This window comes from Collinsella aerofaciens (genome assembly GCF_025289055.1).
Classification (GTDB): Bacteria; Actinomycetota; Coriobacteriia; order Coriobacteriales; family Coriobacteriaceae; genus Collinsella.
This window is the reverse complement of sequence record NZ_JAESIQ010000007.1, coordinates 11,971-38,446: the sequence shown is the minus strand read 5'-3', so window position 1 is coordinate 38,446 and position 26,476 is coordinate 11,971. Positions and strand designations below refer to the sequence as shown.

Genomic DNA, 26,476 nt, shown 5'->3' with positions numbered 1-26,476 from the left:
CCAAGGGCGAAAGGAAACAGCCATGAGCAAGGAAAAAGTCGTTCTCGCATATTCCGGTGGTCTTGATACATCCGTATGTGTCAAGTGGCTCCAGGACGAGAAGAATCTCGATGTCGTTTGTGTCTGCGGCAACGTGGGCCAGGAGGAGACCGGCCTGGATGCCAAGAAGCAGAAAGCGCTCGACCTGGGCGTTCTCGATTGCCAGGTGCTCGACCTGCGCGACGAGTTTTCCGATGAGTTCCTGACTAAGGCCATCGCCGCAAACTCCATGTACGAGAACAAGTACCCGCTGCTCTCCGCCCTGTCACGCCCGCTGCTCGCCAAGAAGCTTGTCGAGGTCGCTCACGAGTTTGGCGCGACCTACGTCGCCCACGGCTGCACCGGCAAGGGTAACGACCAGGTTCGTTTTGAAGCTGCCGTCAAGGCCCTCGACCCCGAGCTCAAGGTTATCGCTCCGGTTCGCGAGTGGGATCTGAAGTGCCGTCCCGACGAGGTCGCCTATGCTCACGCCCACAACGTGCCGGTTCCCGAGGGTGCCAACGATAACCCCTATTCTATCGACGACAACCTGTGGGGTCGTGCCATTGAGTGCGGCCACCTGGAGGATCCCTGGAACGAGCCGCTCGACGACGCCTGGGTTATGACCAAGAATCCCGAGGACACGCCCGACACCCCGACGTATACCGAGATTGAGTTTGAGGCCGGCAAGCCCGTCGCCGTCGACGGCAAGAAGATGAAACTCTCCGAGATCGTCATCGCCCTCAACAAGATTTCGGGCGACAACGGCTTTGGCCGTCTCGACCTGGTCGAGGATCGTCTGGTTGGCCTCAAGAGCCGCGAGTGCTATGAGGTTCCCGGCGCCCTGACGCTCATCACCGCCCACAAGGCGCTCGAGGACATTTGCGTCGAGGGCGACCTGCTCAAGACCAAGATCAAGCTCGAGCAGGATTGGGCTACCGCCGTGTACAACGGCCAGTGGTACAGCCCGCTCAAGAACGCGCTCGACGCCTTTATGGCCGACACCCAGAAGTTCGTGACCGGCACCGTCCGCCTGAAGTTCTTTAAGGGCAACTGCCATGTCGTCGGCCGCAAGAGCCCGTTTAGCCTGTATGACTACGGTCTGGCTACCTACGACCGCGACACCACGTTTGACGAGAAGGCCAGTGCTGGCTTTATCGAGATCGATACGCTGTCGCTCAAGACGTGGGCTAAGGTCCAGGGTCCCAGCTCCGCTGCCGCCCAGGCTTAAGTCTTCCTTTCCTTGGTATCCGCGCGGTCCATCCGCGTGATACATAACGGGCGCACGGGGTCCCTACCTTTCGTTATGCTTGCTGACACTTCTTAACATCGGTGGCCCCTACGTTCCGCCCGCATATATGATGCCGCGACTGCGGCTGAGTCCGAGCCCCGCCGGGGTTGTCCGGCGGGGCTCCTTCTATCAATTTGGCGGCTCTGCGCCTATATATATGAGGAGTATCCATTATGTTCAATGCTATTGCGCATGCTTTACTTGCCCTCGCGCCCGAGATCGATGCTGCAAAGGTCGAGGACGTCCCTATGAGCCTGAAGGCCTGGATCGATGGTTCGCAGGGCAACATCCGGAGGGAAACGTTGGGCGCCAAGTGCATGGTGCGTCACTTCTTTGCAAATTAGATACATGGCCCCGCGCACGGCAGGGAGTGTGTAAAACTAGCGGTTGAAAAATCGCTTTAGCGACAGGGCGCATTGCTTTGGGCGCTTGTTTTGGTATTTGATGAAAGGGGACGGTTCCATGGCTCTTTGGGGCGGTCGTTTTGAGGCGGGTGTGGCCGAGGTCACGCAGGAGTTTGGCGCGTCGCTGCCGGTCGACAAACATCTCTATAAGCAGGATATCGCCGGATCTAAGGCACATGCCAAGATGCTGGCCGCCCAGGGCATCATCAGTGCCGAGGACGAGCAGGCGATTGCCGAGGGCCTGACCGGAATCGAACAGGATATCGATGCCGGTAACTTCACCTTCGACATCAACGATGAGGACATTCATATGTCCATCGAGAGCGAGCTGACGCACCGTATCGGCGAGGCGGGCAAGCGCCTGCATACCGGGCGTTCGCGCAACGACCAGGTGGCGACCGATACGCGCCTGGGCGTCAAGGCACTGGCCAAGGAGCTCATGGAGGCCAATCTTGAGCTGCGCCATGTGCTGGTGGATGCGGCCAAGAAGTATGACAAGGTGATCCTGCCGGGCTACACGCACATGCAGCATGCTCAGCCCGTGCTGCTGTCGCATCATCTACTGGCGTATTCCTGGATGTTCGCGCGCGACTTTACGCGCCTGAAGGCCGCCTTTGATGCCGCCGACAACTGCCCGCTGGGTGCTGCCGCGCTTGCCGGTACGAGCTATCCGCTCGATCGTCAGATGACGGCTGCCGAACTTGGCTTTGCGGGCGTGATTCCCAACTCGCTCGATGCGGTTTCCGACCGTGATTTCCTGCTCGATCTGCATTACGCCGGCTCCGTCATGGCCATGCATCTGTCGCGTCTTTCCGAGGAGATCGTGCTGTGGTCGAGCTCCGAATTTGGCTTTATCACACTTTCCGACTCCTACTCTACCGGCTCGTCCATCATGCCGCAGAAGAAGAACCCCGACTTTGCCGAGCTTATCCGCGGCAAGAGCGGCCGAGTCTATGGCAACCTGGTGCAGCTGCTCGTGACCATGAAGGGCTTGCCGCTCGCTTATAACAAGGATTTGCAGGAGGACAAGGAGGGCGCGCTCGATACCGCTCACACGCTCATGCAGTGCCTGTCCGTTATGGCCGGTATGATTTCGACCTGGACTGTCAACGAGGATGCCATGGCGCGCGAGTGCGGCGTAGGGCACCTTGCCGCCACCGATGTTGCCGATTACCTGGCCAAGCGTGGTCTTCCGTTCCGTGAGGCGCATGCCGTTGTGGGCCATCTGGTCTTGATGTGCGAGAAGCGCGGCTGCAATCTTGAGGACCTGCCGTTTGAGGTGTTCCAGGAGGCAAGCCCGCTCTTTGAGCACGACATTACCGAGGCGCTCGACATCCCGTCGATTGTCGCCGCGCGCACGACCGAGGGCGGCACCGCTCCTGCCGCCGTTGCCGTGCAGCTTGAGCGCGCCGAGGCACAACTCGTTGCCGACGAAGGCGTGTTTGGATCGCTGACCAAAGTCGTCGAGATGGGTCACGGGGCAAAGTAGGGGTCTGACTGAAGCGGCTTTGGCCATTTATTGATAAATCGTTTTTGCTTTTACGGGCGTCTGCTGGTGCGGGCGCCCGTATTTTGTTGCTATGGGGGAGGGGCTTGTCGAGAACTTCTGTAGGACCTTTGGGCAGGTTGTGAATGGGGTACGTTCGCGGGCGGCAACCGACCGTCTGCTCTGTTCGATGCGGTTGATGGGCAGTCGGATGGTACTCTAATCGGGCTTCGAAACAGAAGTGACACATATGGAACGCTTTAATAAATTGTAACGTTTCAATAAACAGCTTTTTGTTTAACTGCAGCTAAAACTCTGTTACGATGCAGTCCAGGCGGGTGCCGGAATGGGACTTGGGCACACGCGAACCTACTTGAAAGGCTACCTTATGGCTATCGAGAAGACCTTCATCATGATTAAGCCCGACGCCGTGCGCGACCGCAAGATCGGCGAGATCGTTGCTCGCATTGAGCGCAGCGGCCTTGTCATCGAGCGCATGGAGATGACCACGCTCGAGCGCGCTACCGTCGAGGAGCACTACGCCCATCTGGCCGACAAGCCCTTCTTTGGCGGTCTCTGCGACTTTATGACGAGCGGTCCGGTCGTCAAGATGGTCGTTTCCGGTCTCTCCGCTATCTCCAAGATGCGCACCCTTATGGGCGCTACCAACCCGCTTGATGCTGCCCCCGGCACCATTCGCGGCGACTTCGCTGTCGATGTCAACGCCAACGTGATCCACGGATCCGACTGCCTGGAGAACGCCGAGATCGAGATCAAGCGCTTCTTTGGCTAAACCAGCTTTGACTCCTTAAAGCTGTTAGCGTGTGGCTTGGGCGCCGCGGAACTCCATCCGCGGCGCCCTTTTTATTCCAGTAGATTTTTGGTAAACGCCTAGAAATCTACTAAAGAGCCCCCGTCCGGATGTTTCTTCCGGGCGGGGGCTGGCGTTAGCGTATGACTTTGTAGGTCTTTAAGCCTCGTCGACGACCTTGAGTCCGCGGGTCTGGTCGATCTCGTTGAGGAGATTGACGCGACGCTCGTGGCGACCACCCTCAAACTCGGCGTCGAGCCACTCGTCGACGATCATCTTGGCGAGCTCGGAGCCCACGACACGGGCACCAAAGGCGAGCACGTTGGTGTTGTTGTGCATGCGCGAGAGCTTGGCACTGAAGGGCTCGGAGCACACGACGGCGCGAACGCCCTCGACCTTGTTGGCGGCCAGACTGATCCCGACGCCGGTGCCGCAGATCAGGATGCCCAGATCGACGTCGCCGTTGGCTACTGCCTTGCCCACCTTGTAGCCGGCGATGGGGTAATCAAAGCTCTCGGAGGTGTCGGTGCCAAAGTTCACGACCTCACAGCCACGCTCCTTCAGGTGCTCGGAGATAATGTTCTTGAGCTCGACGGCGGCGTGGTCGTTACCGATACCGATCTTCATGGATGGTTCCTCTCTGGTCTGTGCGGCGCAAATGCTAAAGGTTTTACCGCGTTCGACTGCATGATAGCGCGACTTTTGTGTAAACGCTCGGGCGTTTTTTGGTCAAACGCTTTAGCAGACAACAAGACTGGCTTCTTGTGAATGAATGCCGCCAGTTTGCGCTTGAGCGCCGTCCGCCGGAACCATGGTTGCGGTTTTTGATGCATTGTTATCAAATAAAGGAGCTAACTATTTTTGAGAGCCAAGCCCGTTATGCAAGCAGGAGATACCTATGCCTACCGATTCCCTTCGTGATGCCGCGTTTTGCGATGTTTTGAACCGCGAGCTTGTCTGTGCACTCGGCTGCACCGAGCCCATTGCCGTTGCCTATGCAGCGGCGCTGGCGAGTCAGACGCTCGGTTGCGAACCCGATCATATGGATGTTGCCTGCTCGGGCAACATCATCAAGAACGTCAAGAGCGTGACCGTGCCCAACTCGGGCGGTTTGCACGGTATTGAGGCCGCGGCCGTGCTGGGTGCCGTGGGCGGCGACGCCAAGAGCGCGCTCGAGGTGCTCGAGAGCGTTAATGATGAAGACCGCGCTCGCGTGGCCGAGCTCCTCGCCGACGCCGGCTACTGCGATGTGTCACTTGTCGAGGGCGTGCCCAACCTCTACATCAAGGTGACTGCCACGGCCGGGGGCCATACAGCGGTCGTCGAGATTACCGACCACCACACCAATGTCACGTGCCATACGCTCGACGGTATTCCGGTATGCGGCAAGTCGGCGGGGGAGTGTGCCGCCTGCGCAGAGCGCGTGGTGGCCGAGCATGCGGCAGATAGCGCCGACACGCCCATGTCGATTGAGTCCATCATCGACTTTATCGAGGACGGCGACATCGATGGCGCCCGCGCTGCCGTTGAGCGTCAGATTGAGCTGAACGGCGCGATCAGCGCCGAGGGCCTGGCGCACGCTTGGGGTGCCGAGGTGGGCCGTACGCTGCTGGGTGCTCGTGCCGATGACGTCGCCTGCCGTGCCCGTGCCCGTGCAGCCGCCGGGTCCGACGCCCGCATGAACGGCTGCGCGCTGCCGGTCGCCATTGTGTGCGGCTCGGGCAACCAGGGCATTACCTGTGCATTGCCCGTTATGGAGTATGCCGAGTACCTGCGCTGCGACCACGATCGCCTGGTGCGCGCCGTGATGCTGTCCGATCTTATCGCCGTGCATATCAAGAGCTATATCGGTGCACTCTCGGCGTTTTGCGGTGCTATTTGCGCCGCATGCGGTGCCGGTGCCGCGATTACCTGGCTGTGCGGCGGCACGCGCGAGCAGATTGGCGCGACGGTCTCGAATACGCTTGGCAACGTGGGCGGCATCGTGTGCGACGGCGCCAAGGCGAGCTGTGCCGCCAAGATTTCCGCTGCCGTTGATGCGGCGATTCTGGGCCACGATATGGCCATGCAAGGCCGCGGCTTCCGTGCCGGTGAGGGCCTGATCCAAGATACCGTTGAGCAGACGATCGCCAGCATGGGCTATGTGGGACGTGTGGGCATGAAAGATACCGACGTCGAGATCCTCAACATCATGATCGGCAAAACTCGAGTTTGCTAGTTACGCGGTTTTACCAAACCGCGTAACCAGTCGACGCTGCAAACGCCCCTAAGCGGCAATCTGCCTTTCAATCGTCGGGCATGGCCAGAAGGCCTATGCCCTCCTCTTTCAAGGCACATTGCTCGCTTAGGGGCGTTTTCGCTGACTTATGCTCAACCTGCGGCGTTATTTTGTTTGGAGCGAGGGGTCCTACGACAGTTCGTCGGCTACTTGGTGTTCGTAGAAGGCTTCGATTACGGCGTTGAAGTCGCGGGCGAAGTCTTCCATGGTTCCGCGCCAGGTGGCTCGGCTGGGCTTGCCCTGGCCCACAAAGGCGGTTTGGATGCCACAATCGGGGGACGGGAAGTCGCGCTTGGGATCGTTGCCCACCATAAGGACCTCGTGCGGCTCGAGCCCCATCACCTGAAGCTGCTCTAGATAGTAGGTGGCATCAGGCTTGCAGCGGGTGGCGTTTCCCATGTGCGTGACGAGCTCAAAGGGAGCGTCGGCCAGGTCGCCCCAACCCATGCGGCACTCGATGGCCCCCTGGGGAAAACTGGGGTTGGTAAAGAGCGCGCAACGCAGCCCTGCGTCCTGTACGGCCTGGAGCGCGGCGTGTGCGCCCGGCATGGCGTGGGCGTTAATGATATCGTCGTTCTTGTACGGAAGAACTTCGCGCTCGTAGTAGGTAAACGCCTCGTAGATGAGTGGGTCCGAGAGGCAGATGCCGCATCGGCGCTCGACCTCGGCGCGGTAAAACTCAAGATTGGTGCGATTGTCCGTGCCGCTTCGGCGATTGGCGTTGAGGTCGACCAAGATGGTGCCGAGGCGTGCCATCGTGCCACCGCGGCTGCGGCGCCCGATATCCGCGAGCATCGACGAGACATCCTTAAAATAGCGAAGGATGAACGCGTTGAGGTTGATGCTAAGAAGCGTCTCGTCCATATCGAAAACGACTGCTTTGAGCACGCGGGCACCTTTCTCGAAAAATCGTTCTAGAATCGTTGCTCCGGATACTTTACCCCAAAGCCGTATGCCTAACTGCCTTTCGTCAACTTATGGAGACGGTCGTCCACAAGATTGCGAAAAAGTCTCCATACGAGTAAAAAATCGCAGTTCACGCTTGAAATCGAAATGATTTCCCCGTAACCTATACGAACGTGATTGCATAAGCGTCACATTAGTATCTGTCGGCTCCCGAGTGTTCCTAAACGTTGTGTGCTTGTCGCACCCTTCTGTAGGTCCTAGCAATCGGGGCCCCGTAGTTCGAAAGGGGTCCACCTTTGAGTGAGATTCAGAACTCGTCCATTTTCTCTCTTGACGATGTCAATGAGGAGGAGATGAACAACCTCATCGACGGTACGATTACCGACTTTGATGAGGGCGATCTCGTTAACGGCACTGTCGTTAAGATCGAGCATGACGAGGTGCTCGTTGACATCGGATTCAAGTCCGAGGGCGTTATCCCGGTCCGCGAGCTGTCCATCCGCAAGGACGCTAACCCTGCAGACATCGTTGCACTCGGTGATCCCATCGAGGCTCTGGTTCTCCAGAAGGAGGACAAGGACGGTCGTCTGGTCCTGTCCAAGAAGCGTGCCGAGTACGAGCGTGCTTGGAACCGCATCGAGGAGAAGTTCAACTCCGGCGAGAACGTCGAGGGCGAGGTTATCGAGGTTGTCAAGGGCGGCCTGATCCTCGACATCGGCCTGCGTGGCTTCCTGCCCGCTTCCCTCGTCGACCTCCGTCGTGTCAAGGACCTCACCTCCTACATGGGCACCCGTATTGAGGCCCGCGTCATCGAGATGGACCGCAACCGCAACAATGTCGTCCTCTCCCGTCGCGTCGTGCTCGAGGAGTCCCGTAAGGCCGAGCGCTCTGAGATCCTGTCCAAGCTCAAGTCTGGCATGCGTCTCCAGGGCACCGTTTCCTCCATCGTCGACTTCGGCGCCTTCGTCGACCTCGGCGGTATCGACGGCCTCATCCACATCTCCGAGCTCTCCTGGAACCACGTCAACCATCCTTCCGAGGTTGTCAAGGTCGGCCAGGAGGTCGAGGTCGAGGTTCTCGACGTCGATCTCAACCGCGAGCGCATCTCCCTGGGTCTCAAGCAGACCACCGAGGATCCGTGGCGCGCACTGGTCAAGAAGTACCCCGTCGGCGCTATCGTCGAGGGCACTGTGACCAAGCTTGTCCCGTTCGGCGCTTTCGTCGACCTGGGCGAGGGCATCGAGGGCCTGGTGCACATCTCCGAGATGGCCAACAAGCACGTCGATCAGCCTTCTCAGGTCACCCACGTGGGCGACAAGGTTCAGGTTAAGGTCATGGAGATCGACCTCGACCGTCGTCGTATCTCCCTGTCCATGAAGTCTGCTGCTGAGACTCTGGGCGTCGAGATCGAGGTTACCCCGCTGCCTTCCGAGAAGAAGGACGAGGAGACCGACGCCGAGTAAATCGGTTTGACGATCACTTGTTTTAAGGGATCCGTCCGCAATGGACGGGTCCCTTTTTGCATTTGGCGCCGAGATGCGCGATGCTGCCCGGGCTATTCACAGGCTATTGGGTTGTCGATGCATGAAAAATGCCGACATCCCGCCTCGGGGAGGAGGCGGGAACACACCGAGTAGACGGAGGGGTGTGGAGCGCGGTCGCGTCTCGACTGACGACGTTGCCCATCGACAACCCTATTGTACTGCATGGCGTGGTTCTTGGTTTATCGTGTCGAACGCTTGTGTTGTGCCATTGCCTGCGGCAACGGTGTGCTACACTCTTGCACTGCTGAGTGGGCCAGACGGTCGCGCGATGTGCTGCTTGCAGCACGCGTGAGGAAAGTCCGGGCTCCAGAGGGCGGGATGCCGGCTAACGGCCGGGCGGAGTGATCCGACGGAAAGCGCCGCAGAAAAGAAGACTCCCACCTGCGCCGCAAGGCGTAAAGGGAAAAGCTGAAACGGTGGTGTAAGAGACCACCAGCGTCGTGGCAACACGGCGGCTTGGCAAGCCCCATCCGGAGCAAGCGCGAATAGGAACGCTATGGGCCGGCCCGGTCCGCGTTCGGGTAGCGTGCGTGGAGCTGCACGGTAACGTGCAGACAAGATAAATGACCGTTCACGACAGAACCCGGCTTATAGGCCCACTTGGCATTTTTGTTACCCTAACAATCGATATGTTGTTTGCCGTATTATTGAGGCTGTTTGTTGCTTTGCTTGTTGTTGAGGGGCTTTGTTGGACAGCTATTTTACTCTGCAATCGAATATTGAGGCTTCGGGCGAGTTTGTGGACCGCAAGAGCCGGTTTATTGCCCAGCTGGTCCATATTGAGTCCGAGGACGAGGCGAATGCCTTTATCGAGATGGTTCGCAAGCGTCATTACGACGCTCGACACAATGTTCCCGCGTGGATTTTAGTCGATGGACGCGAGCGCCAGAGCGATGATGGTGAGCCGAGCCACACAAGCGGTATGCCGACGCTCGAGGTGTTGCGCGGCGCGGGGCTCAAAAATGTTTGCTGCGTAGTGACGCGCTATTTTGGTGGCACGCTGTTAGGGCCCGGTGGCTTGGTACGCGCCTATACCGCGGCGACGCAGACGGCGGTGGCCGCGGCTCAGGAGGCCGGGCAGATCGTTGAGATGACAAGCGTCGTGCCGGTTGACGTGCATGTGGCCTATCCGCAGTACGAGCAGGTGCTTCGTTTGGCGCAGGATTCGGGTGCCAAGGTTTCGGGCACCGACTACGCGGATGCCGTGACGATTCATTTGGTGTTCAAAGCGGGGGAGCAGGAGCCGTTTTGCGCTAAGATGCGCGAGCTTATGGCGGGGCGTGAGGAGATTGAGGTCGGCGCTCCCGAATTTGCCGAGTTCTAACGGCGACGGCCGGCGTGCTTTTGGATGGATCCCAAGCGCGCCGGCTGTCGTTTTTCTGTTGCTGCCGTTTACTCGGCGAGCTGCTTTAGCACATCGCAGGCGATCTCGACGGCATCGTCGATGCAGCCGGGGCAGCTGCGGAGCGGACCCTTGTCCGATCCGATACCCTTGAGCGTGCCGCAGACGGTCGTCGTGTTCTTCTCGCCAAAGCGCTTGGCGATTTCGCGCGACAGCTTGTAGGTCTGGCCCTTGGTCTTGGGGTTTTCCATGCCGTCGCTCATTACAAAGCCCATGATGGCCACGGCGCCCGAGATGGCGCCGCAAGTTTCGGTCATGCCGCCCATGCCGGCGCCAAAGCCCTCGGTGAGGGTAAAGGCGACCTGGGGGTCGAGCCCGACGGCGGGCGCGAGCGTGCAGGCGACGGCCTGGGCGCAGTTAAAGCCACGGGCGTGATATTCGGCAGCTTGAGCCTGACAGGCGGTGATGCCGAGCTGGGCCGTATCGATTTGCTTCATCGTTGTCTCCTTGGTCACGGTGTACCCGCCTATGGTACCCGTGACGGGGCATGTAATCATCGAGAGCTTCATGTATGCCTCGTTTTTATCTATCGAGCAAATGCCCAAAGCTTGAGATAAATACCCCTGATCAATTTGTCCATTAACCTACCTTGGGGATGGGTTGAGAGGGGTGCGGGGTAGCGGTATCGTGAACCGAATAAAACTAAAACCCAGGCAAGGGAGCTAGATATGAGCGAGCAGACCATCGGTACTACATGTGTTCAGGGCGGCTATCACCCGGGAGATGCCGAGCCGCGCCAGGTGCCCATCTACCAGTCCACCACGTGGAAGTACGACACGTCCGAGCACATGGGCAAGCTGTTTGACCTGGAGGAGTCGGGCTACTTCTACAGCCGCCTGCAGAACCCCACGTGCGATCTCGTTGCCGCCAAGATCTGCGAGATGGAGGGCGGCACCGCTGCGATGCTCACGAGCTCGGGCATGGCTGCGAACTTCCTCGCGATCTTTAACGTGGCCGGTGCCGGCGATCATGTGGTTGCTAGCTCTGCCATTTACGGCGGTACGTATAACCTGCTCGCCCACACCATGGGCCGCATGGGCGTGACCTGCACGTTCGTCGCCCCCGACTGCACCGATGAGGAGCTCGAGGCAGCCTTTGAGCCCAATACCAAGCTCGTCTTTGGCGAGACGATTGCCAACCCCGCCCTTGCTGTGCTCGATATTGAGCGCTTTGCCAAGGCCGCACATGACCACGGCGTGCCGCTGATGGTCGACAACACCTTCCCGACGCCCGTGATGTGCCGTCCCTTTGAGTGGGGCGCCGATATCGTTACGCACTCCACCACCAAGTACATGGATGGACATGCTGCCTACCTGGGCGGCGTGATCGTTGACCACGGCCAGTTTGACTGGATGGCTCATGCGGACAAGTTCCCGGGTCTTACCACGCCCGATGAGAGCTACCACGGCGTGACCTATGCCGAGAAGTTTGGTCGCGAGGGTGCCTTCATTACCAAGGCAACCGCTCAGCTCATGCGCGATCTTGGTCCTATGCAGAATCCGCAGGCGGCCTTCTTCCTGAACAGCTCGCTCGAGAGCCTGCATGTGCGCATGCCGCGTCATTGCGAGAACGGCCTGGCCGTTGCCAAGTTCCTGCAGAGCCATCCCAAGGTGCGCTTCGTGAGCTATCCGGGCCTGGAGGGCGATAAGTACTATGACATCGCTCAGAAGTACATGCCCAACGGTACCTGCGGCGTTGTGAGCTTTGGCTTTAACGGTGGTCGCGCGGCGGCCGAGACCTTTATGAAGAGTCTCAAGCTCGCCCAGATCGCCACGCACGTGGCCGACGCCCGCACTTGCTGCCTGCATCCCGCTAATGCCACGCATCGCCAGATGAACGATGAGGAGCTCATCGCCTGTGGCATCTCCGCCGACATGGTGCGCCTGTCGTGCGGCCTCGAGGACACGGCCGACCTGATTGCCGACCTTGAGCAGGCACTCGAGCAGTGCTAGGCTAGCTCCGTATAAGGTGCCGATGCTGGCAGAAAGCTTCGGCGACCTTTCGTTCCGATTCCGTAGGCGGGACCCCAATCGCGACTGTTTGCAGGCGATTGGGGCCCCGTTTTTGTGTTGCGCCACTCGAAAGGATGGATATGGAGAAAACCGCAGAGCAGCTGCGCCGCGAGCACATTGCCCTTGAGGGCGACACCCATGGCAAGAACAAATGGGCGATTCTGTTTACCGTGCTCATCATGACGTTTATGGTGTGTCTGGATTCGACCGTCGTGACCGTGGCGCTGCCCGTGATGCAAAAGGAGCTGGGCGTGGGCCTCGATCGCATTCAGCTGGTGAGCTCGGTGTATCTGCTTGCGACTTGCGTGGCCATGTTGCCGTTTGGCCGTCTGGGCGACGTGCGCGGCAAGGTGAATGTGTTCCAGTTGGGCGTCATCGTCTTTTCGGTCGGTTCGCTGCTGTGCGGCCTTTCGGCCTCGCTCGAAGTTCTTATTCTGGCACGCATTGTTCAGGGCGTCGGTTGCGCGGCGGCCATGGCTAACAACATGGGTATCATCACCGAGTCGTTTCCGGCGCGCGAACGAGGCCGTGCCATGGGTATTCTCGCGACCTTCGTGGCCCTCGGCATGATGTGTGGCCCCGTGCTCGGCGGCGTGCTGGTGGCAAGCTTTCCCTGGGAGAGCATCTTCCTCATCAACCTGCCCATTGGCGTCATCTCGTTTATCGTGGGGCTCTACACGCTGCCGCATGTTAAGCCGGAGGCCGGCGAGCGTCCCATGTCCCTGATCGAGGCTGCTCGTCGCTGCTTTGCAAATTCGGCCTTCACCATCAACCTTGCCTGCATGCTCATCGTGTTCGTTGGTATTGGCGCATCCGAGTTTATTCTGCCGTTCTATTTTCAGGACGCCCACGGCTTCGGTTCTGATATCTCTGGACTACTCTTTTTGGCGCTGCCGATGGTGAATGCCTTTATCGGCCCGCTTTCGGGTACGGTTTCGGACCGTGTTGGCTGCGAGGGCCCCACGGCGGTCGGCCTGGGCGTGTACGTGTGCGGTCTCTTTGCGGTGAGCACGCTCGACGAGCACTCTTCTATCCCTGTGATCGTGTGTTGCGTCGCGTTTATGTCGTGCGGCACGTCGATTTTCCAGAGCCCCAATAACTCGTTGTATATGGGCTCGGCTCCGCGCGAAGCGCTCGGCTTTGCGGGCAGCCTGGGTAGTTTGGCACGCTACGCCGGCATGGCGCTCGGCATTACGGCGGCGTCGCATATCCTGTATGGGCAGATGAGCGTGGCAATGGGCGAGGCCGTGACCAGTTTTGTTACAGGTCGTCCGGACGTATTCCTATTCGGCTTTCGCTCGGTGTTCTACGTACTCATGGCTGTGGCCGCCGTGGGCTTTGTGCTTGCCATGGTGCGTTTGGTGAAGATGCGCGCCCGCCATTAGCATGTTGGGAGGCTGTCTGCCACGATTCGCGCCGTCCCAAAAAGACTGGTTTGTGGTGCGATGTGGCTTGTGGGGCGGGCGGGGGTCGGTCCGTGGTAGACTATCGAACAACGTTTATTAATCGCGCGGTATCGTTGCCGCGAGAAGGGGTTGCGCCATGCAGGAGCTTGAGGATCGTATTCGCCATGACGGCATCGTAAAGGCCGGTAACGTCCTTAAGGTTGATGCCTTCCTCAACCACCAGTGCGACGTTGAGCTGTTCGACCACATGGGCGCCGAATGGGCCCGTCTGTTCGAGGGTGTCGAGATCAACAAGATCCTGACGATTGAGGCTTCGGGTATTGGTATGGCCTGCATCGCAGCTCAGCATTTTGGCGGCGTGCCGGTGGTCTTTGCCAAGAAGGCCCAGTCCATCAACCTTGACGGCGAGCAGTATGCCACGACCATCTATTCCTTTACCAAGCAGAAGGAGTACCCGGTCATTGTCGGCAAGCGCTTTCTGTCCGAGGGCGATAAGGTCCTGATTATCGACGACTTCCTGGCCAACGGCTGCGCGCTTGAGGGCCTTATTAAGATCTGCGAGGCTGCGGGCGCCGAAGTTGCCGGCATTGGCATTGCCGTTGAGAAGGGCTTCCAGGGCGGCGGCGATAAGCTCCGTAAGCGCGGCTTCCGCGTTGAGAGCTTGGCCCGTATCGCCGATATGGACTGCGAGAACGGCGAGATCACCTTCGCCTAAGCGCGCAACACAAGCGATTGGTATGCGATGTGACAAAGGGACTGTCCCTTTGTCACATTTTTTGTATGAGGGGAGGTGTTGATATGGACGAGAACAAGATGGGCTGGCGCGAGTATGCGCGCTTTGCCGAGATGTCGGTTGAGGAGCTGGCGCGCGATTGCGAGGTACAGGTGTTTCGCGCGACGGGTCCGGGTGGGCAGGGCGTGAACACGACGGACTCTGCGGTGCGCATGAAACATGGGCCCACGGGGATTGTCGTGACGGCGCGTGAGAGCCGCAGCCAGTTTCAGAATCGCGCGAGCTGCCTGCGTAAGCTGCGCGCTGAGCTTGAGCGTCGCGGGCGTCCACCGCGTCGACGCGTAAAGACCAAGGTGCCTCAGCGCTCTCGCCAGCGCAGGCTTAATGACAAGCACTTCAACGCCATTAAAAAGGCCAACCGTCGCAAGCCGGGCGGGGAGGAATAGCCTCCTCGTAAGTTGCGGTGAAATAGGGACTGTTTATGCAGCTAAAGCCGTAAGACAGTCCCTATTTCACCGCAACTTAGGTGGGGTTAGCGGGTGGGGTGCCAGACCTCGAGGGCGCCGGCGAGGATGTCGACCTCGATGCGTGAGGCGACAACGGGCTCGCCGTCGGCCTGGATGGGGTAGTCGGGCTCCTCCAAGGTGAGCGCGGCATGGCGGCATCGGCGCATGCGAACCGGTGGCAACTTGGTATGGTGGCCGTCCTTAGCCGAAAGAAACATAGGCAGGGCAACCGCGCGAGGGACGGGGCCGCAGGCGTAGCAGACGTCGAGCATGCCGTCGCAGGGGTCGGCATCGGGGCAGATACGATAGCCCGAGCCATACGTGGGGCCCAGCTGAATCGCCATGATGATCGCCCTCACGCGCTCGGCGGGCGCGCCGTCAAAGCTGGCTGTCATGGGGTAATTGCGATAGCGTAGGCCAAACTGCTCAAGTCCCGAGAGAGTGTAGAGCGGAGTGCCGGCGAGACCCGTCTTTTTGCGCAGCTCGGTGGTGCCCAGGCCGATGGCGGCATCGATGCCGATCGAAAGCGTCTGGTCGTAGTACTCAACGGAAGCCTCGCCGCTACCGCTTGCGGGGTTCCATGAGCGAATGCGCCCGATGTCCTGACGCTGCAGCTCGCAGGAGAGCAGCGCGCCAAAATTCTTACCGGAGAAATCGTCGATGCCGAGTGTTTGGGCAAAATCGTTGCCGGAGCCCACGGGTAGGATGGCGAGAGCGGGGCGGACCGCCTCATCCTGCGTCATAAGCCCGTTGACGACCTCGTGAATCACGCCGTCGCCGCCAAGGGCGATAACGGTGCGATAGCCCTGAGCCTGTGCGGCAAGCTCCTTGGCGTGTCCCATGCGCTCGGTTAGCACCAGGTCAAACTGGGATGCGCGTGCAGTCATGTCCATAAAGCGTTGCAGGCGCTCGGCAACTTCGCGCGCCGCACCCGACTGGGCGGCTGGGTTGGCGATGATGAGCGTGAGGCCAAAATCAGTTGCGTGCATGGGGCGACTCCCGGCGTATGACGTGACGGTGCGGTCGCGCTCAGGTCGAATTGCCCCCGATTGTGGCTGCACGTCGAATACTTACGTCTACTCTATCAGGTCGTTGTGGCGCTCGATAGCATCCGCTACCGTACCGCCCTCATCTACAATAAGCGAACGGCGCTTGGGCGAGATAATGCGCTGGGCGGGGTACACGCCGCGGTGTCCGGCGGTTAGGTAGCTGATAAAGGCCACGATGACAAAGAACCCGGCAGCCGTGCCGTGGAACAGGTCGATGGCCATCATACAGGTGGTGATAGGCACGTTAAGGCCGGCGCAGAACACGCCGAGCATGCCCAGCGCTGCCAGAAAGCTGGGATCGATTCCGACGAGGCAACCGATCCAGCCGCCGAGCGCCGCACCGATGCCAAACAGGGGCGTGACCTCGCCGCCTTGGAAGCCCGCGCCCAGGGTAAGCGCTGTGACGACCAACTTGATGGCTGCGTCCGCCAGGGTGGTGTTGCCGGCAAATCCGGCGCCGGAAAGCCACGTGGAAAGGCCGGCGTAGTTCCAGGCGTCGAGGAGGGCATAGGCGGCCAAAACCACGAGTGCGCCGATGAGTGCGCGATCGAGGTAATTGGTGATAAAGCGACCGTAGAGGCTCTTGACGGTTCGAACCGACCAGGCAAAGAGGCGTGCCGTCAGACCGAAGATAATTGCGCTGATAACAACGATGACGACCGTTTTGGGCGTCATAGCGGGAACGCTGGCGATGACATTCGCTTCGTACTCGGTACCCAGGGCGAGTGATGTGAAGTAGCCGGTAAACGAGGCGACCAGGCAGTAGATGCCCGCGGTGTAGTCGATCTTGCCGATAAAGCACATCTCCATGCCAAAGAAAGCCCCGGCAAGGGGCGAGCCGAATACGGCGCCAAAGGCCGACGAGATGCCGGCGAGCATGAGGTCGTGGTGGTCATGCTTTTTGAGGTGGGCGAGGCTCGAGATGTTGCTGGCGATGGTGCCGCCAATCTGCACCGCAGCTCCCTCGCGACCGGCCGATCCGCCCGTTAGGTGCGTGAGCGTGGAGCAGACGAAGGTGAGGACGGCCATGCGCATATGGATGAGGCGGGTGCCCAGAGCGGAGTCGATGACCAGGTTGTTACCGCGTTTGGCGGCGAGACCGTGGTTTTTGTACACCCATGCGGTGACAACGCCCACAACGGGAAGCAGCGCGTAAATCCACGCATGCTGCTCGCGATAGTCGGTCGCGATATTCAACGAGGCCAAAAACGCCCAAGCGGCAACGCCCATGGCGAGCGAGACGATGACGACGAGTGCGAGCAACTTGGCGCTCGCGAGTAGGTTGCGGGCGTTGCGGCGCGTGTCGGCAGCCAAGAGATGCTCAGAGCGGGTGAGCTGATGCCTGCCTGCCGCGATGACGTCGTTCAGAGAGAAAAAACCGCCTTCGTCGAGCGGCTGGGAATGATCCTGCGCTTCGTTTGCGCTTTCGGGTTTGTCGTTATGAGCCATACGTTCCTCTTTTAGGTTGCAACGCAAGCATTATAAAACGCGGTAAACGCGACGAGCCGGTGGGTTGGTTTCCATTCTGTTTCGCGGCCTGCAACTGACAGGTGTATTTGCGGGTGCAGGCCGAGTCGCGGTCGTGCGTCGGGGGATTATACTGAGACAAGCATAAAGAATCGGCGCCCCTGTTGTGCGCCGTGGCATTAAGAGGTGCATATGGCAGAGAAACTCATTCCGCTGGAGGACGCGCAGTCGATTGTTCTGTCGCACGTTGCTCCGACCGATCTCGTCGAGATTCCCGTGTGGCAGGCCGCCGGTCTTCCCTTGGCCGAGGACGCGGTGGCCGATATCGACATCTCGCCGTTTGCCAACAGCGCCATGGACGGGTATGCCGTGCGCTCGGCGGACTTGGCGCAGGCATCTGGCGAGGCGCCGGTGACGCTCGATGTTATCGGACATGAGGCCGCGGGTCATGTGTTTGGGGACGCAATCGGCGCGGGCGAGACGGTCCGCATCATGACGGGCGCGCCGGTGCCCGAGGGTGCCGATGCCGTGGTGAAGTACGAGATCGTCGATGTGCTCGACGGTGACGGCAACGAGGGCTCGCGTGTGAGGTTTTTGGCGCCGGCCAAGGTGGGGAAGAACGTTCGCTCTGCCGCCGAGGAGGCCCATGCCGGCGAAGTCGTGATGCGTGCTGGCGAGGTTGTGACTCCGGCCGGCGCCGGCCTGCTGGCAAGCGCCGGTTACGCGAGCGTGAAGGTCCATGCCGCTCCGCGCGTGGGCATTATCTCGCTGGGCACGGAGCTGGTCGCGCCGGGTGAGCTGCCGGCGCGCGGGCAGATTCGCGACTCCAACTCCTCGGCGCTGATGGCCGAGGCGCTCGATGCCGGCGCCGAGCCCGTGTTCTACGGTATTGCGCCCGACGATGAGCAGGCGATTGGCGAGCTGGTGCATCGCGCCACGCGAGAGTGCGATTTTGTCATTACGAGCGGCGGCGCCTCGGCGGGCGATTACGACTACGTGACGGCGCTCGTCCGGCGCGAGGGCGTGGTGCTGTTCGATCGCATCTCGATGCGTCCGGGCAAGGCCATCACGTTTGGCTTGCTCGGGGGCAAGCCCTACCTAGGGCTTTCAGGCAATCCGGCCGCGGCGTATGTGGGCTTTGAGATGCTCGCCCGTCCGGCGATTCGCAAGATGCGCGGCTTTGCCGAGGGCGTGCGTCCCGTGCAGCAGGCGACGCTCACGCACGGCGTGAAAAAGCGCCAGGACCGACGCTTCTTCGATCGCGCCACGGTTTTGCGCGACCCCGAGACCAGTGAGCTGTTGGTGACCGAGGCCAAGACGCAGAATTCGGCTCTGCTCGGCACGATGCAGCGGTCCAACTGCCTGCTGCGTATTGACGAAGGACCGTGCGAGCTCAAGGCGGGCGACGTCGTGGATGTCGTGCGTGTCGACCTGCCCGAGGGCACGGTGTTGTAGGAGGAAGACTATGGAGTTGAAGATTTCGATCGTGACGTGCTCGGATACGCGCGATCTTGCTCAGGACGAGGCTGGAGCCGCACTCGAGGAACTTATCGAGGCGCAGGGCTGGACGGTCGTCTCACATGTGGTCGTGCGCGACGACGCCAGCGAGATCGGTGATGCCATTGTGGAAGCTGCCGATGAGTGCCACGCCAACGTCGTCCTCACCTGTGGCGGCACGGGACTTTCGATGCGCGACGTGACGCCCGAGGCGACGCGTGCCGTCTGCGACCGCGATGTGCCGGGTATTGCAGAGGCAATCCGTGCGTACTCCATGACCAAGACACGCCGCGCTATGCTCTCGCGCGCCGTGTGCATGCAGCGTGGGCATACGCTTGTCATCAACTTTCCGGGATCCACGAAAGCGGCCCGCGAAAGCTGGGAGGCCGTGAGCGATCAGCTGGAGCATGCGGCCCAAATGACGGCGGGCGGCGGACATACCAAATAAGCGGTTTACCTGCGGCGGGGCGACCTGAACGGCTGCTCCGCCTTTGTTTTCCGCCGAAGCGACGCCGAGGTGCACGGCAACTCGAAACTATATTCTCTAGCGAGAATAATTTCTCATTATCATTATTCGCGCGGAAGTATAATCTAGTAACAGAATAAAGCCTGCGGCGGGGTGCCCGGGCATAGCGTTCGAAAGGGTTGAATATGTTCGATATGGTTTCACGCCGCGGTTTTGTCTCGCTTTCTGCTGCCGCTGCCGCCGGCCTTGGCCTTGCCGGCTGCTCGGGCAACAAGACGTCCGAGCCCGCTGGTTCCGATGCCGGCTCCGTCAAGTCTTCCTCTAAGAAGAAGGCTGTCGAGCTGCAGGTCTTTGCCGCCAACTCGCTCGAGAAGGCCCTGCCCGAGGTTCAGGAGTTCTACACCGAGCAGACCGGCACCACGTTTGCCGACACGCAGTTTAAGGCGTCTGGCGACCTCGTCGAGCAGATGCGCGCCGGTGCCACGGCCGACGTGCTCATCACCGCTTCCAAGGGCACCATGGATGACGCTGAGACCGCCGAGCTCGTCGACGCCGGCACCCGTGAGGACATGTTCGTCAACGACCTCGTGATCATTCGCGCTGAGGGCTCCGACACCAAGGTCGAGGCCATCGCCGACGTCGCGAATCTGGACGGCAAGATTGCCATCGGCGACGCCAAGACCGTTCCCGCCGGAAAGTACGCCAACCAGGCTCTGGCCTCCGTGGGCCTCTACACTGGCACCGAGGGCGACGACGGCGAGTATACTCCCGAGATCGCCGACAAGGTCGCGCTGGCCGATAAAGTGGGCACCGCAGCTGCCTATGTGTCCACAGGCGACTGCGTGGCCGGTTTTGTCTACAGCTCCGACATCTTCCGCTACGACGGCATCGAGGAGGCCTTTGTGTGCCCCGAGGATTCGCACAAGCCCATTGTGTATCCGGGCGCTGTTGCCGAGAGCTCCGAACATGCCGACGAAGCCAAGGCGTTCATCGATTTCTGCCTGACCAACAAGAAGGCTCAGAAGATTTGGGCTAAGTACGGCTTTGAGCTTTCCGCGTAGTGCGGCTTGGCGCGATAATTCCATCGTTTTGTGTTTCACTCCGTCCTTGTATTCGCTTGGAGCTTTTCGTGCTTAATAGATTCCGCATGCTTGTCGCCTGTGCTTTGACCTTCGCACTTTGCTGGGTGCCGGGATTTGCGTTTGCTGGGGACGCTGAGGACGGGGCCCAGGCTGCTGCGACCGCTCATGGGCTTTCCTATGGGATCGAGGGTTTTGAGCGGTTGGCTAAGGGGACCGCTCGTGCCATGGAGGGCCAGCCTGAGGGCTACCGGTTTCCCGTTGACGAGGACGTGGACCTTGTAGTGGCGCCTGCTGCCGATCGCGTTGTGGTGTGGATATCGCCCAAGGCGGTCGAGAAGTATGGATTGGATCCGCAGGACAACGAGTGCGTATCGGGTCTCAAGGCCCTCGTCTGTGAGCTCGACAGCGCAAACTGCATGGGAGGTGCGCAGCTGGAGGACGTGGATCTTCCTTGGTATGTTACGGCGGAAACAACGTTTGATGCCGGCGGGTATACCTATGGCTTTGACGAGCGCGGTGCGGATGGGGACCGCTATGTGGTGATTGCATCAGCCTCGGGTGATGCCAAGGGCGGCGCGCGTTGGCTTGATAGCGCTCAAATGGTAGAGGCGTCGTCTGTCGTGTTGCGGGATGAGCGGGGGCCCTTGACCTCTCTGGCCTCCTTTTTGGGCGACATCGACTATCGCCCGTTTTGGGTGTCCATAAAAACGAGCGGCCTTGCCCTGCTGATCTCCTTTGCGCTGGGCCTGTTTGCCGCGTGGAAGACCATGGGTACCTCGAGTCGCATCAAGGGCCTGCTCGACTCGGTCTTTACCATCCCTATGGTGTTGCCGCCTACGGTGTGCGGCTTTCTGCTCCTCATGCTGTTTGGCCGCTCGACCGGGGTGGGCCAGTGGCTCATCGCGCACGGTATCTCGATCGTCTTTACCTGGCCCGCGGCGGTGATCTCTGCCGTGGTGGTGTCGTTTCCCCTGGTCTACCGCACGGCGCTCGGTGCCTTTGAGAGCCTCGACATGCAGATGCTCGACGCCGCGCGAACTCTGGGATGGTCCGAGCGTCGCATCTTTACCAAGCTTATGATGCCGCTTGGCTGGCCCTCGATTGCCGCCGGCACGGTGCTCGCCTTTGCCCGCGCGATGGGCGAGTTCGGCTGCACCCTGTTCTTTGCGGGCAACTACGCCGGCATTACGCAGACCATTCCGATTGCGATTTACTTTGAGTGGATGGGCGGTAACACGTCGGTGGCGCTCTTTTGGGTCATCGTCGTAATTGTGTTCAGTTTTCTGGTCATTCTGTTCATCAACATGTACACCGCGCATTCGCAAAAGTATCGCGAGCGGGGCCTTTCCCGTGCGGAACGCAAACAGGCCAAAGATCTCGCCGGACAGGGCGATTCGCTCGACCCGGCGGGCGGCGATGCCTTGCGTATCGATCGCGAGGCGCTGGCCGAGCTCATGCGCGATGATACGGTGCCGCAGGGAGGTCGATAGGCCATGTCGCTCGTTTTGGATATCAAAAAGCGCTATCCCGGGTTTGTGCTCGACATGCAGCTTGAGGCCGGCGAGGAGCGCGTGGCCCTGCTGGGCGCCTCGGGTTGCGGCAAGAGCTGTACGCTGCGCTGCATCGCCGGTGTGGAGACGCCCGACGAGGGCAAGATTGTCGTCAACGGCGTGACCTTTTTTGACTCGGCGGCGGGCATCAACCTGTCGCCCCAGGCGCGCAAATGCGCTCTGCTGTTCCAAAACTATCAGCTGTTCCCTAACATGACAGTGGCCGATAACGTATGCGCCGGTGTAAAGGACGCGGGTGACGCCGCCGCGCGCAAAAAGCTCGCCGAGCGCTATCTGAGCATTTTCGGTCTGGCCGATTTTGCCGACCGCTATCCCGCACGACTCTCGGGCGGGCAGCAGCAGCGCGTGGCGCTTGCCCGCATGGTGGCGGCGCATCCGGGCATTTTTATGTTCGACGAGCCCATGAGCGCACTCGATTCCTATCTTAAGAGCGCCCTCGAGCAGAACATGCTCGACCTGTTCGATGTGTGCAACCGCACCGTACTCTACGTGAGCCACGACATCGACGAAGCGTGCCGCCTGTGCCAGCGAATCTGCGTGATGCACGACGGGCATGTGGAGGAGATCGGCTCCGTCGAGGACGTGGTTCGCCGCCCGCAGACGCTGGCGGCGCTGCGCCTGACGGGCTGCAAGAACACAAGCCGGGCGCGCAAGATCGGCGACGAAGAAGTTGAGGCCCTCGACTGGGGCATGACCTTCAACGTGGGCCGCGAGGTTCCCGATGACGTGGCATACCTGGGCATTCGCGCAAGCTACTTCCATGTTGACAATCGCGCTGAGCGGGGCCGCAACAGCTATGACTTGCACGTGGCCCGCGTGAGTGATTCGCGCTTTGAGCGGCTGGTGTTGCTGGACGTGCCGCGCGTCGATGCGCCCACGCGTCTGCAGTGGAAGGTCAACAAGGTGGGCATGCCTGTCGACGCGCTGCCGCAAGCAGGCGAGACGCTGCGCATGCATTTTGATGCCAGCAGGATCCATTTGGTTTGTCGATAGCGCCGGGTAATGCCGTCGGGGATATAAGCCTCGGCGGCTTTGTCTTGCCGCTCGCCGAATGAGGGACGACAAACTCTTACCAATCAAGATAATTTTTTATTAAACGACGACGCACGACGCTGTCGTACGAATGTCAACGGTGTTCGTCTGGACGATGACCGTTGATATAGTTGACCTTAACTTGTAAAGGAGGGTGCGCACATGCCGCAGACGACATACATTCGCCGCGTTGCCGCGCGTGCCCTATATATAGCTCGGAGTCGCATATGAGCAGGTATGTTCACGGCTCCGGGAGAGACGACGAACAATTAAATAATCGACCGCAAAGCAGGTTCCCTAAAATTCCGGGTTTAGGCGCGGCTGGGTTTTCGCCACCCACCGTGCAGCAATACCGTAGCTATTCAATTTTGGTTCGAGAGGGGAACCGTCATGGCTGAAGAATTCGATTTCCATTCGATGTGGGAGAGCCTCGGCATGAATCTTGCCGACCACGACATGCTGCTGGGCGCCGTGGGTCAGATGTACGGCGATATGTTTCTGATGCAGCACAATCGCCCCAAGTCCACGTCCTACCTGGACTTTGTGGCCACCAACATCCATAGCGGCCGTATTAAGGAGATGCTCGACAAGAAGGAGGCCGGCGAGGCCACCAAGATCGTCGGCTCGTTCTGCGTGTACGTGCCCGAGGAGATCGTGCTTGCCTGTGACGGCATTCCCGTGGGCCTGTGCTCGGGTGCCGATTGGGCAACCGATAAGGTCGAGGAGCACCTGCCGCGCAACACCTGCCCGCTTATCAAGAGCTTTGCCGGCTTTAAGCTGGGCGAGGTCTGCCCCTACATTGAGTCGAGTGACCTGGTGGTAGGCGAGAACACCTGCGACGGTAAGAAGAAAGCCTACGAGTTCTTTGCCACGCAAAAGAACATGTACGTCATGGATATTCCCAACGTGCACGACGAGTCGACGCTCGTGACCTGGAAGGCCGAGGTCAAGAAGCTCGCCGCCAAGATCGAGGACGAGTGCGGCGTCAAGATTACGCCCGAGGGCCTGAAGGCTGCCATCCACGCCGTCAATGAGAAGCGCCGCGCCCTGCAGCGCCTCGCTGCGACCCGCGCTGCCGACCCTGCGCCCATCAGCGGTCTCGACAGCCTGCTGACCGTTCAGGCCGCCTTTATGGACGACACACCGCGTCTGACCGGAGCCATCAACGATATGGCGGCTGAGTGCGAGCAGCGTGTCGAGGCCGGCGAGGGCGTGGCACCCAAGGGGACCAAGCGCATCCTGTACACCGGTACGCCCATGGCCGTGCCCAACTGGAAGCTGTTCAACCTTATCGAGAAGGCCGGCGGCGTTGTGGTAGGCGAGGAGTCCTGCACGGGCTCGCGCTACTACAAGGACCTGGTCGACGAGTCCGGCGAGACGGTCGACGAGATGCTCGACGCCATCGCCGAGCGCTACTTTAAGATCAACTGCGCCGTCTTTACGCCCAACAATCAGCGTATGAAGGACATTGTCCAGATGGCCAAGGACCTGCATGCCGACGGTATCGTCGACGTGGCCTTGCAGTTCTGCACGCTCTACGAGATGGAGTCGTTTGCCGTGGAGAAGGCCGCCGAGGAGGCCGGCATTCCGTTTATGCACATCACGACCGACTACGCCGGTGAGGACGCCGGTCAGCTCCAGACCCGCATCGAGGCCTTCCTCGAGACGATTTAGCCGCACCTGCGCTAAGCTGTGCCGCCGGGTGTTCCTATCCGCGCGATAGGGATTTCTCTGTTGCCATGCCGGCCGGTGTCCGGATGCACCGCAGGGTGCCGACCGGCTTCGCATAGCTGCCGGGGCGGGGATTTCCGCCGTCCCGGCAGATTCTATCCGTTTGTTCAGTCACGAAAGGAACTCAATGAACAACGACCTTTTCAAGGCGGGCGTCTCCCGTCGCGGTTTTCTGACCGGCTCCGCTGCCCTGTGCGCCATGGCGGGCCTCGGCCTCGCCGGCTGCGGCGGTTCGGGCGCCGAGAGCGGTAGCGCCGCTGCCTCCGGCCAGGATGTGGAGTATCGCGACGAGCTGCAGATCGCGCTCCCGGCGAGCCCGGACGGCCTCGATCCGCACACCACGTCGTCGCTTGTGACCATGGACATCATCTGCAACGTCGTCGAGCCGCTCTTTGGTCTCGATAGCGACTACGAGCCCCAGCCCGTGCTGGCCAAGGGCTATGAGGTCTCCGACGACGGCCTGACTTACACCATCAAGCTGCGCGAGGGCGTCACCTTCCACAACGGCAAGGAGTTTGGCTCCGAGGACGTCGTGGCCTCGATGAACCGCTGGCTCACCGTCAACGACCGCGCCGCGAGCCTGCTGCCCGGTGCCACCTTCGCCGCCTCGGGCGACCACGAGGTCACCTGCACACTGACCGAGCCCGCCATCGACTTCTTGATCATCCTGGGCAACCACTCCCAGTATCCGGGTATCTTCCCCTCCGAGGTCATCGAGGCCGCGGGCGATTCCGGCGTGACCGAGTACGTGGGTACCGGTGCCTACAAGTTTGCGGAGTGGAAGCAGGACCAGTACGTCCATCTCACCCGCTACGAGGACTATGTCGCCGCCCACGGCAAGGCTTCGGGCTACACCGGCAAGGTCTCCGCGCCCACCAAGGACATCTACTATCAGTTCGTGACCGAGGCCTCCACGCGCGTGAGCGGGTTTGAGACCGGCGAGTACGATATCGCTGGCGAGATCCCCACCGAGAACTACCACGACTTCGACGGCAACGACGACGTCAAGCTCTACACCCATAACGCCGGCGTTCTGACCGCCTTCCTCAACATGAACGAGGGCATCTTCGCCGACGAGGAGATCCGCAAGTGCGCCCTCATGGCTATCGACTGCGAGGCGGCCGCCCTTGCCGCCTATGGCGAGAAGGAGCTCTTCAACATCGATCCCAACCTTGGCAACCCCGAGAACACTCAGTGGGCGACCGACGCGGGCAAGAAGTACTTCAACCAGGCCGACGCCAAGGCCGCCAAGAAGGCTCTGGCCAAGACCTCCTATGCCGGTGAGACGGTCAAGCTGCTGACCACCCCCGATTACAAGGATATGTACAACGCCACCGTCGCGCTGCAGGAGCAGCTCGAGAAGGCCGGCTTCACCGCCGAGGTCGACAGCTACGAGTTCGCGACCTTTATGGACATCCGCTCCGGCAAGCCCGAGCAGTGGGACCTCTTTGTGGCCTCCACCAACTACAAGCCCATCCCGGCCCAGTCCCTCTCGGTCTCCAAGGCCTTCTATGGCCTGTCCGACGAGAAGGCGCTCAAGCTCGTGGCCGAGACCCGCACCGCCAAGGACACCGACGCCGCGGCCAAGAAGTGGGCCGAGGCTCAGGAGCGCCTCTATGAGATCGCCGTCATCGAGCCGCTTTGCCACTACGCTTCCATCACGGGCACCCAGGCAGACGTCGAGGACGTCGAGGTGCTCGACGGCGCCATCGTTTGGAATGCCAAGCGTCCGGAGTAATGCAATAGATGGCGTGGCGGCTTGAGGGATCTGGTCCCCTGTGGCC

Annotated in this window: 22 protein-coding genes, 1 other RNA gene and 1 pseudogene; 19 read left to right on the top strand and 5 right to left on the bottom strand. The window is 60.5% G+C overall.

The features are described 5' to 3' along the window. Nucleotides 1-22 precede the first annotated feature (22 nt). From JMJ97_RS03270 to ndk, 4 genes are all read left to right on the top strand, one after another. Nucleotides 23-1,249 (top strand): argininosuccinate synthase, encoded by a 1,227-nt coding sequence (locus JMJ97_RS03270; RefSeq protein ID WP_035138001.1) that lies wholly within the window; start codon nucleotides 23-25, stop codon nucleotides 1,247-1,249. Nucleotides 1,250-1,482: 233 nt separating this feature from the next. Further along, a complete protein-coding gene (locus tag JMJ97_RS03265) occupies nucleotides 1,483-1,653 on the top strand; it encodes a hypothetical protein (RefSeq protein ID WP_260699153.1) in 171 nt (56 codons plus the stop codon). 118 nt (nucleotides 1,654-1,771) lie between these two features. Further along, a complete protein-coding gene (gene argH / locus JMJ97_RS03260) occupies nucleotides 1,772-3,202 on the top strand; it encodes an argininosuccinate lyase (RefSeq protein WP_260699152.1) in 1,431 nt (476 codons plus the stop codon). Nucleotides 3,203-3,587: 385 nt separating this feature from the next. Beyond that, nucleotides 3,588-3,992 (top strand): nucleoside-diphosphate kinase, encoded by a 405-nt coding sequence (ndk, locus tag JMJ97_RS03255; RefSeq protein ID WP_260699151.1) that lies wholly within the window; start codon nucleotides 3,588-3,590, stop codon nucleotides 3,990-3,992. A 177-nt stretch (nucleotides 3,993-4,169) separates the two neighbouring features. Here the strand turns inward: ndk and rpiB are convergent, their stop codons facing one another. Continuing rightward, nucleotides 4,170-4,637 (bottom strand): ribose 5-phosphate isomerase B, encoded by a 468-nt coding sequence (gene rpiB, locus JMJ97_RS03250; protein WP_055251633.1) that lies wholly within the window; start codon nucleotides 4,635-4,637, stop codon nucleotides 4,170-4,172. A 271-nt stretch (nucleotides 4,638-4,908) separates the two neighbouring features. On the opposite strand from rpiB, the gene JMJ97_RS03245 reads away from it, so the two are divergent. After that, nucleotides 4,909-6,228, top strand: coding sequence for an L-cysteine desulfidase family protein (locus tag JMJ97_RS03245; protein ID WP_260699150.1), 1,320 nt, complete (start codon nucleotides 4,909-4,911; stop codon nucleotides 6,226-6,228). Nucleotides 6,229-6,417: 189 nt separating this feature from the next. Here JMJ97_RS03245 and JMJ97_RS03240 read toward each other — a convergent pair whose 3' ends face one another. Then, a complete protein-coding gene (locus JMJ97_RS03240) occupies nucleotides 6,418-7,176 on the bottom strand; it encodes an HAD family hydrolase (RefSeq protein WP_260699149.1) in 759 nt (252 codons plus the stop codon). 314 nt (nucleotides 7,177-7,490) lie between these two features. Between JMJ97_RS03240 and rpsA the strand changes: the two genes are divergently transcribed. The 3 genes from rpsA (at nucleotide 7,491) to JMJ97_RS03225 (ending at nucleotide 10,062) form a co-directional block, all read left to right on the top strand. After that, nucleotides 7,491-8,657, top strand: a complete 1,167-nt coding sequence (gene rpsA, locus JMJ97_RS03235) for a 30S ribosomal protein S1 (protein WP_022095232.1) — start codon at nucleotides 7,491-7,493, stop codon at nucleotides 8,655-8,657. Nucleotides 8,658-8,983: 326 nt separating this feature from the next. Beyond that, an RNA gene (rnpB, locus tag JMJ97_RS03230) (RNase P RNA component class A) lies at nucleotides 8,984-9,345 on the top strand. 78 nt (nucleotides 9,346-9,423) lie between these two features. After that, nucleotides 9,424-10,062 (top strand): YigZ family protein, encoded by a 639-nt coding sequence (locus JMJ97_RS03225; protein ID WP_260699148.1) that lies wholly within the window; start codon nucleotides 9,424-9,426, stop codon nucleotides 10,060-10,062. A 68-nt stretch (nucleotides 10,063-10,130) separates the two neighbouring features. On the opposite strand, the gene JMJ97_RS03220 is transcribed toward JMJ97_RS03225, so the two are convergent. Beyond that, entirely contained in the window at nucleotides 10,131-10,577 is a 447-nt protein-coding gene (locus tag JMJ97_RS03220; protein ID WP_260699147.1) for a C-GCAxxG-C-C family protein, read from the bottom strand. 231 nt (nucleotides 10,578-10,808) lie between these two features. Between JMJ97_RS03220 and JMJ97_RS03215 the strand changes: the two genes are divergently transcribed. The 4 genes and pseudogenes from JMJ97_RS03215 to JMJ97_RS03200 all read left to right on the top strand — a co-directional run. After that, on the top strand, nucleotides 10,809-12,092 hold the full coding sequence (locus tag JMJ97_RS03215) for an O-acetylhomoserine aminocarboxypropyltransferase/cysteine synthase family protein (protein WP_006234141.1): 1,284 nt from the start codon (nucleotides 10,809-10,811) through the stop codon (nucleotides 12,090-12,092). A 140-nt stretch (nucleotides 12,093-12,232) separates the two neighbouring features. Continuing rightward, entirely contained in the window at nucleotides 12,233-13,537 is a 1,305-nt protein-coding gene (locus tag JMJ97_RS03210) for an MFS transporter (RefSeq protein WP_260699146.1), read from the top strand. Nucleotides 13,538-13,694: 157 nt separating this feature from the next. Continuing rightward, entirely contained in the window at nucleotides 13,695-14,273 is a 579-nt protein-coding gene (locus tag JMJ97_RS03205) for a xanthine phosphoribosyltransferase (protein ID WP_055286127.1), read from the top strand. A gap of 152 nt (nucleotides 14,274-14,425) precedes the next feature. Beyond that, a pseudogene (locus JMJ97_RS03200) lies at nucleotides 14,426-14,737 on the top strand (peptide chain release factor-like protein); the annotation flags it as partial. Between the two features lie 86 nt (nucleotides 14,738-14,823). Here JMJ97_RS03200 and JMJ97_RS03195 read toward each other — a convergent pair. Both JMJ97_RS03195 and JMJ97_RS03190 read right to left on the bottom strand, forming a co-directional pair. Next, entirely contained in the window at nucleotides 14,824-15,786 is a 963-nt protein-coding gene (locus JMJ97_RS03195; RefSeq protein ID WP_260699145.1) for a diacylglycerol/lipid kinase family protein, read from the bottom strand. A gap of 87 nt (nucleotides 15,787-15,873) precedes the next feature. After that, entirely contained in the window at nucleotides 15,874-17,295 is a 1,422-nt protein-coding gene (locus JMJ97_RS03190) for a chloride channel protein (RefSeq protein WP_260699144.1), read from the bottom strand. A gap of 210 nt (nucleotides 17,296-17,505) precedes the next feature. Here JMJ97_RS03190 and JMJ97_RS03185 point away from each other — a divergent pair, with 210 nt between their 5' ends. The 7 genes from JMJ97_RS03185 to JMJ97_RS03155 all read left to right on the top strand — a co-directional run bounded on the left by JMJ97_RS03185 (nucleotide 17,506) and on the right by JMJ97_RS03155 (nucleotide 26,430). Beyond that, on the top strand, nucleotides 17,506-18,768 hold the full coding sequence (locus JMJ97_RS03185) for a molybdopterin molybdotransferase MoeA (RefSeq protein WP_260699143.1): 1,263 nt from the start codon (nucleotides 17,506-17,508) through the stop codon (nucleotides 18,766-18,768). A gap of 10 nt (nucleotides 18,769-18,778) precedes the next feature. Further along, entirely contained in the window at nucleotides 18,779-19,258 is a 480-nt protein-coding gene (locus JMJ97_RS03180; protein WP_022095222.1) for a MogA/MoaB family molybdenum cofactor biosynthesis protein, read from the top strand. 203 nt (nucleotides 19,259-19,461) lie between these two features. Next, entirely contained in the window at nucleotides 19,462-20,337 is an 876-nt protein-coding gene (gene modA, locus JMJ97_RS03175; RefSeq protein ID WP_260699142.1) for a molybdate ABC transporter substrate-binding protein, read from the top strand. 68 nt (nucleotides 20,338-20,405) lie between these two features. Beyond that, nucleotides 20,406-21,848 carry a molybdate ABC transporter permease subunit gene (gene modB, locus JMJ97_RS03170; protein ID WP_260699141.1) on the top strand — a complete coding sequence of 481 codons (1,443 nt, stop codon included), beginning with the start codon at nucleotides 20,406-20,408 and terminating at the stop codon, nucleotides 21,846-21,848. A gap of 3 nt (nucleotides 21,849-21,851) precedes the next feature. Beyond that, nucleotides 21,852-22,922, top strand: coding sequence for a sulfate/molybdate ABC transporter ATP-binding protein (locus JMJ97_RS03165; protein WP_260699140.1), 1,071 nt, complete (start codon nucleotides 21,852-21,854; stop codon nucleotides 22,920-22,922). Nucleotides 22,923-23,351: 429 nt separating this feature from the next. After that, nucleotides 23,352-24,635, top strand: a complete 1,284-nt coding sequence (locus tag JMJ97_RS03160) for a double-cubane-cluster-containing anaerobic reductase (RefSeq protein ID WP_260699139.1) — start codon at nucleotides 23,352-23,354, stop codon at nucleotides 24,633-24,635. A gap of 184 nt (nucleotides 24,636-24,819) precedes the next feature. Beyond that, on the top strand, nucleotides 24,820-26,430 hold the full coding sequence (locus JMJ97_RS03155) for an ABC transporter substrate-binding protein (protein WP_260699138.1): 1,611 nt from the start codon (nucleotides 24,820-24,822) through the stop codon (nucleotides 26,428-26,430). The last annotated feature ends 46 nt before the right edge of the window (nucleotides 26,431-26,476 follow it).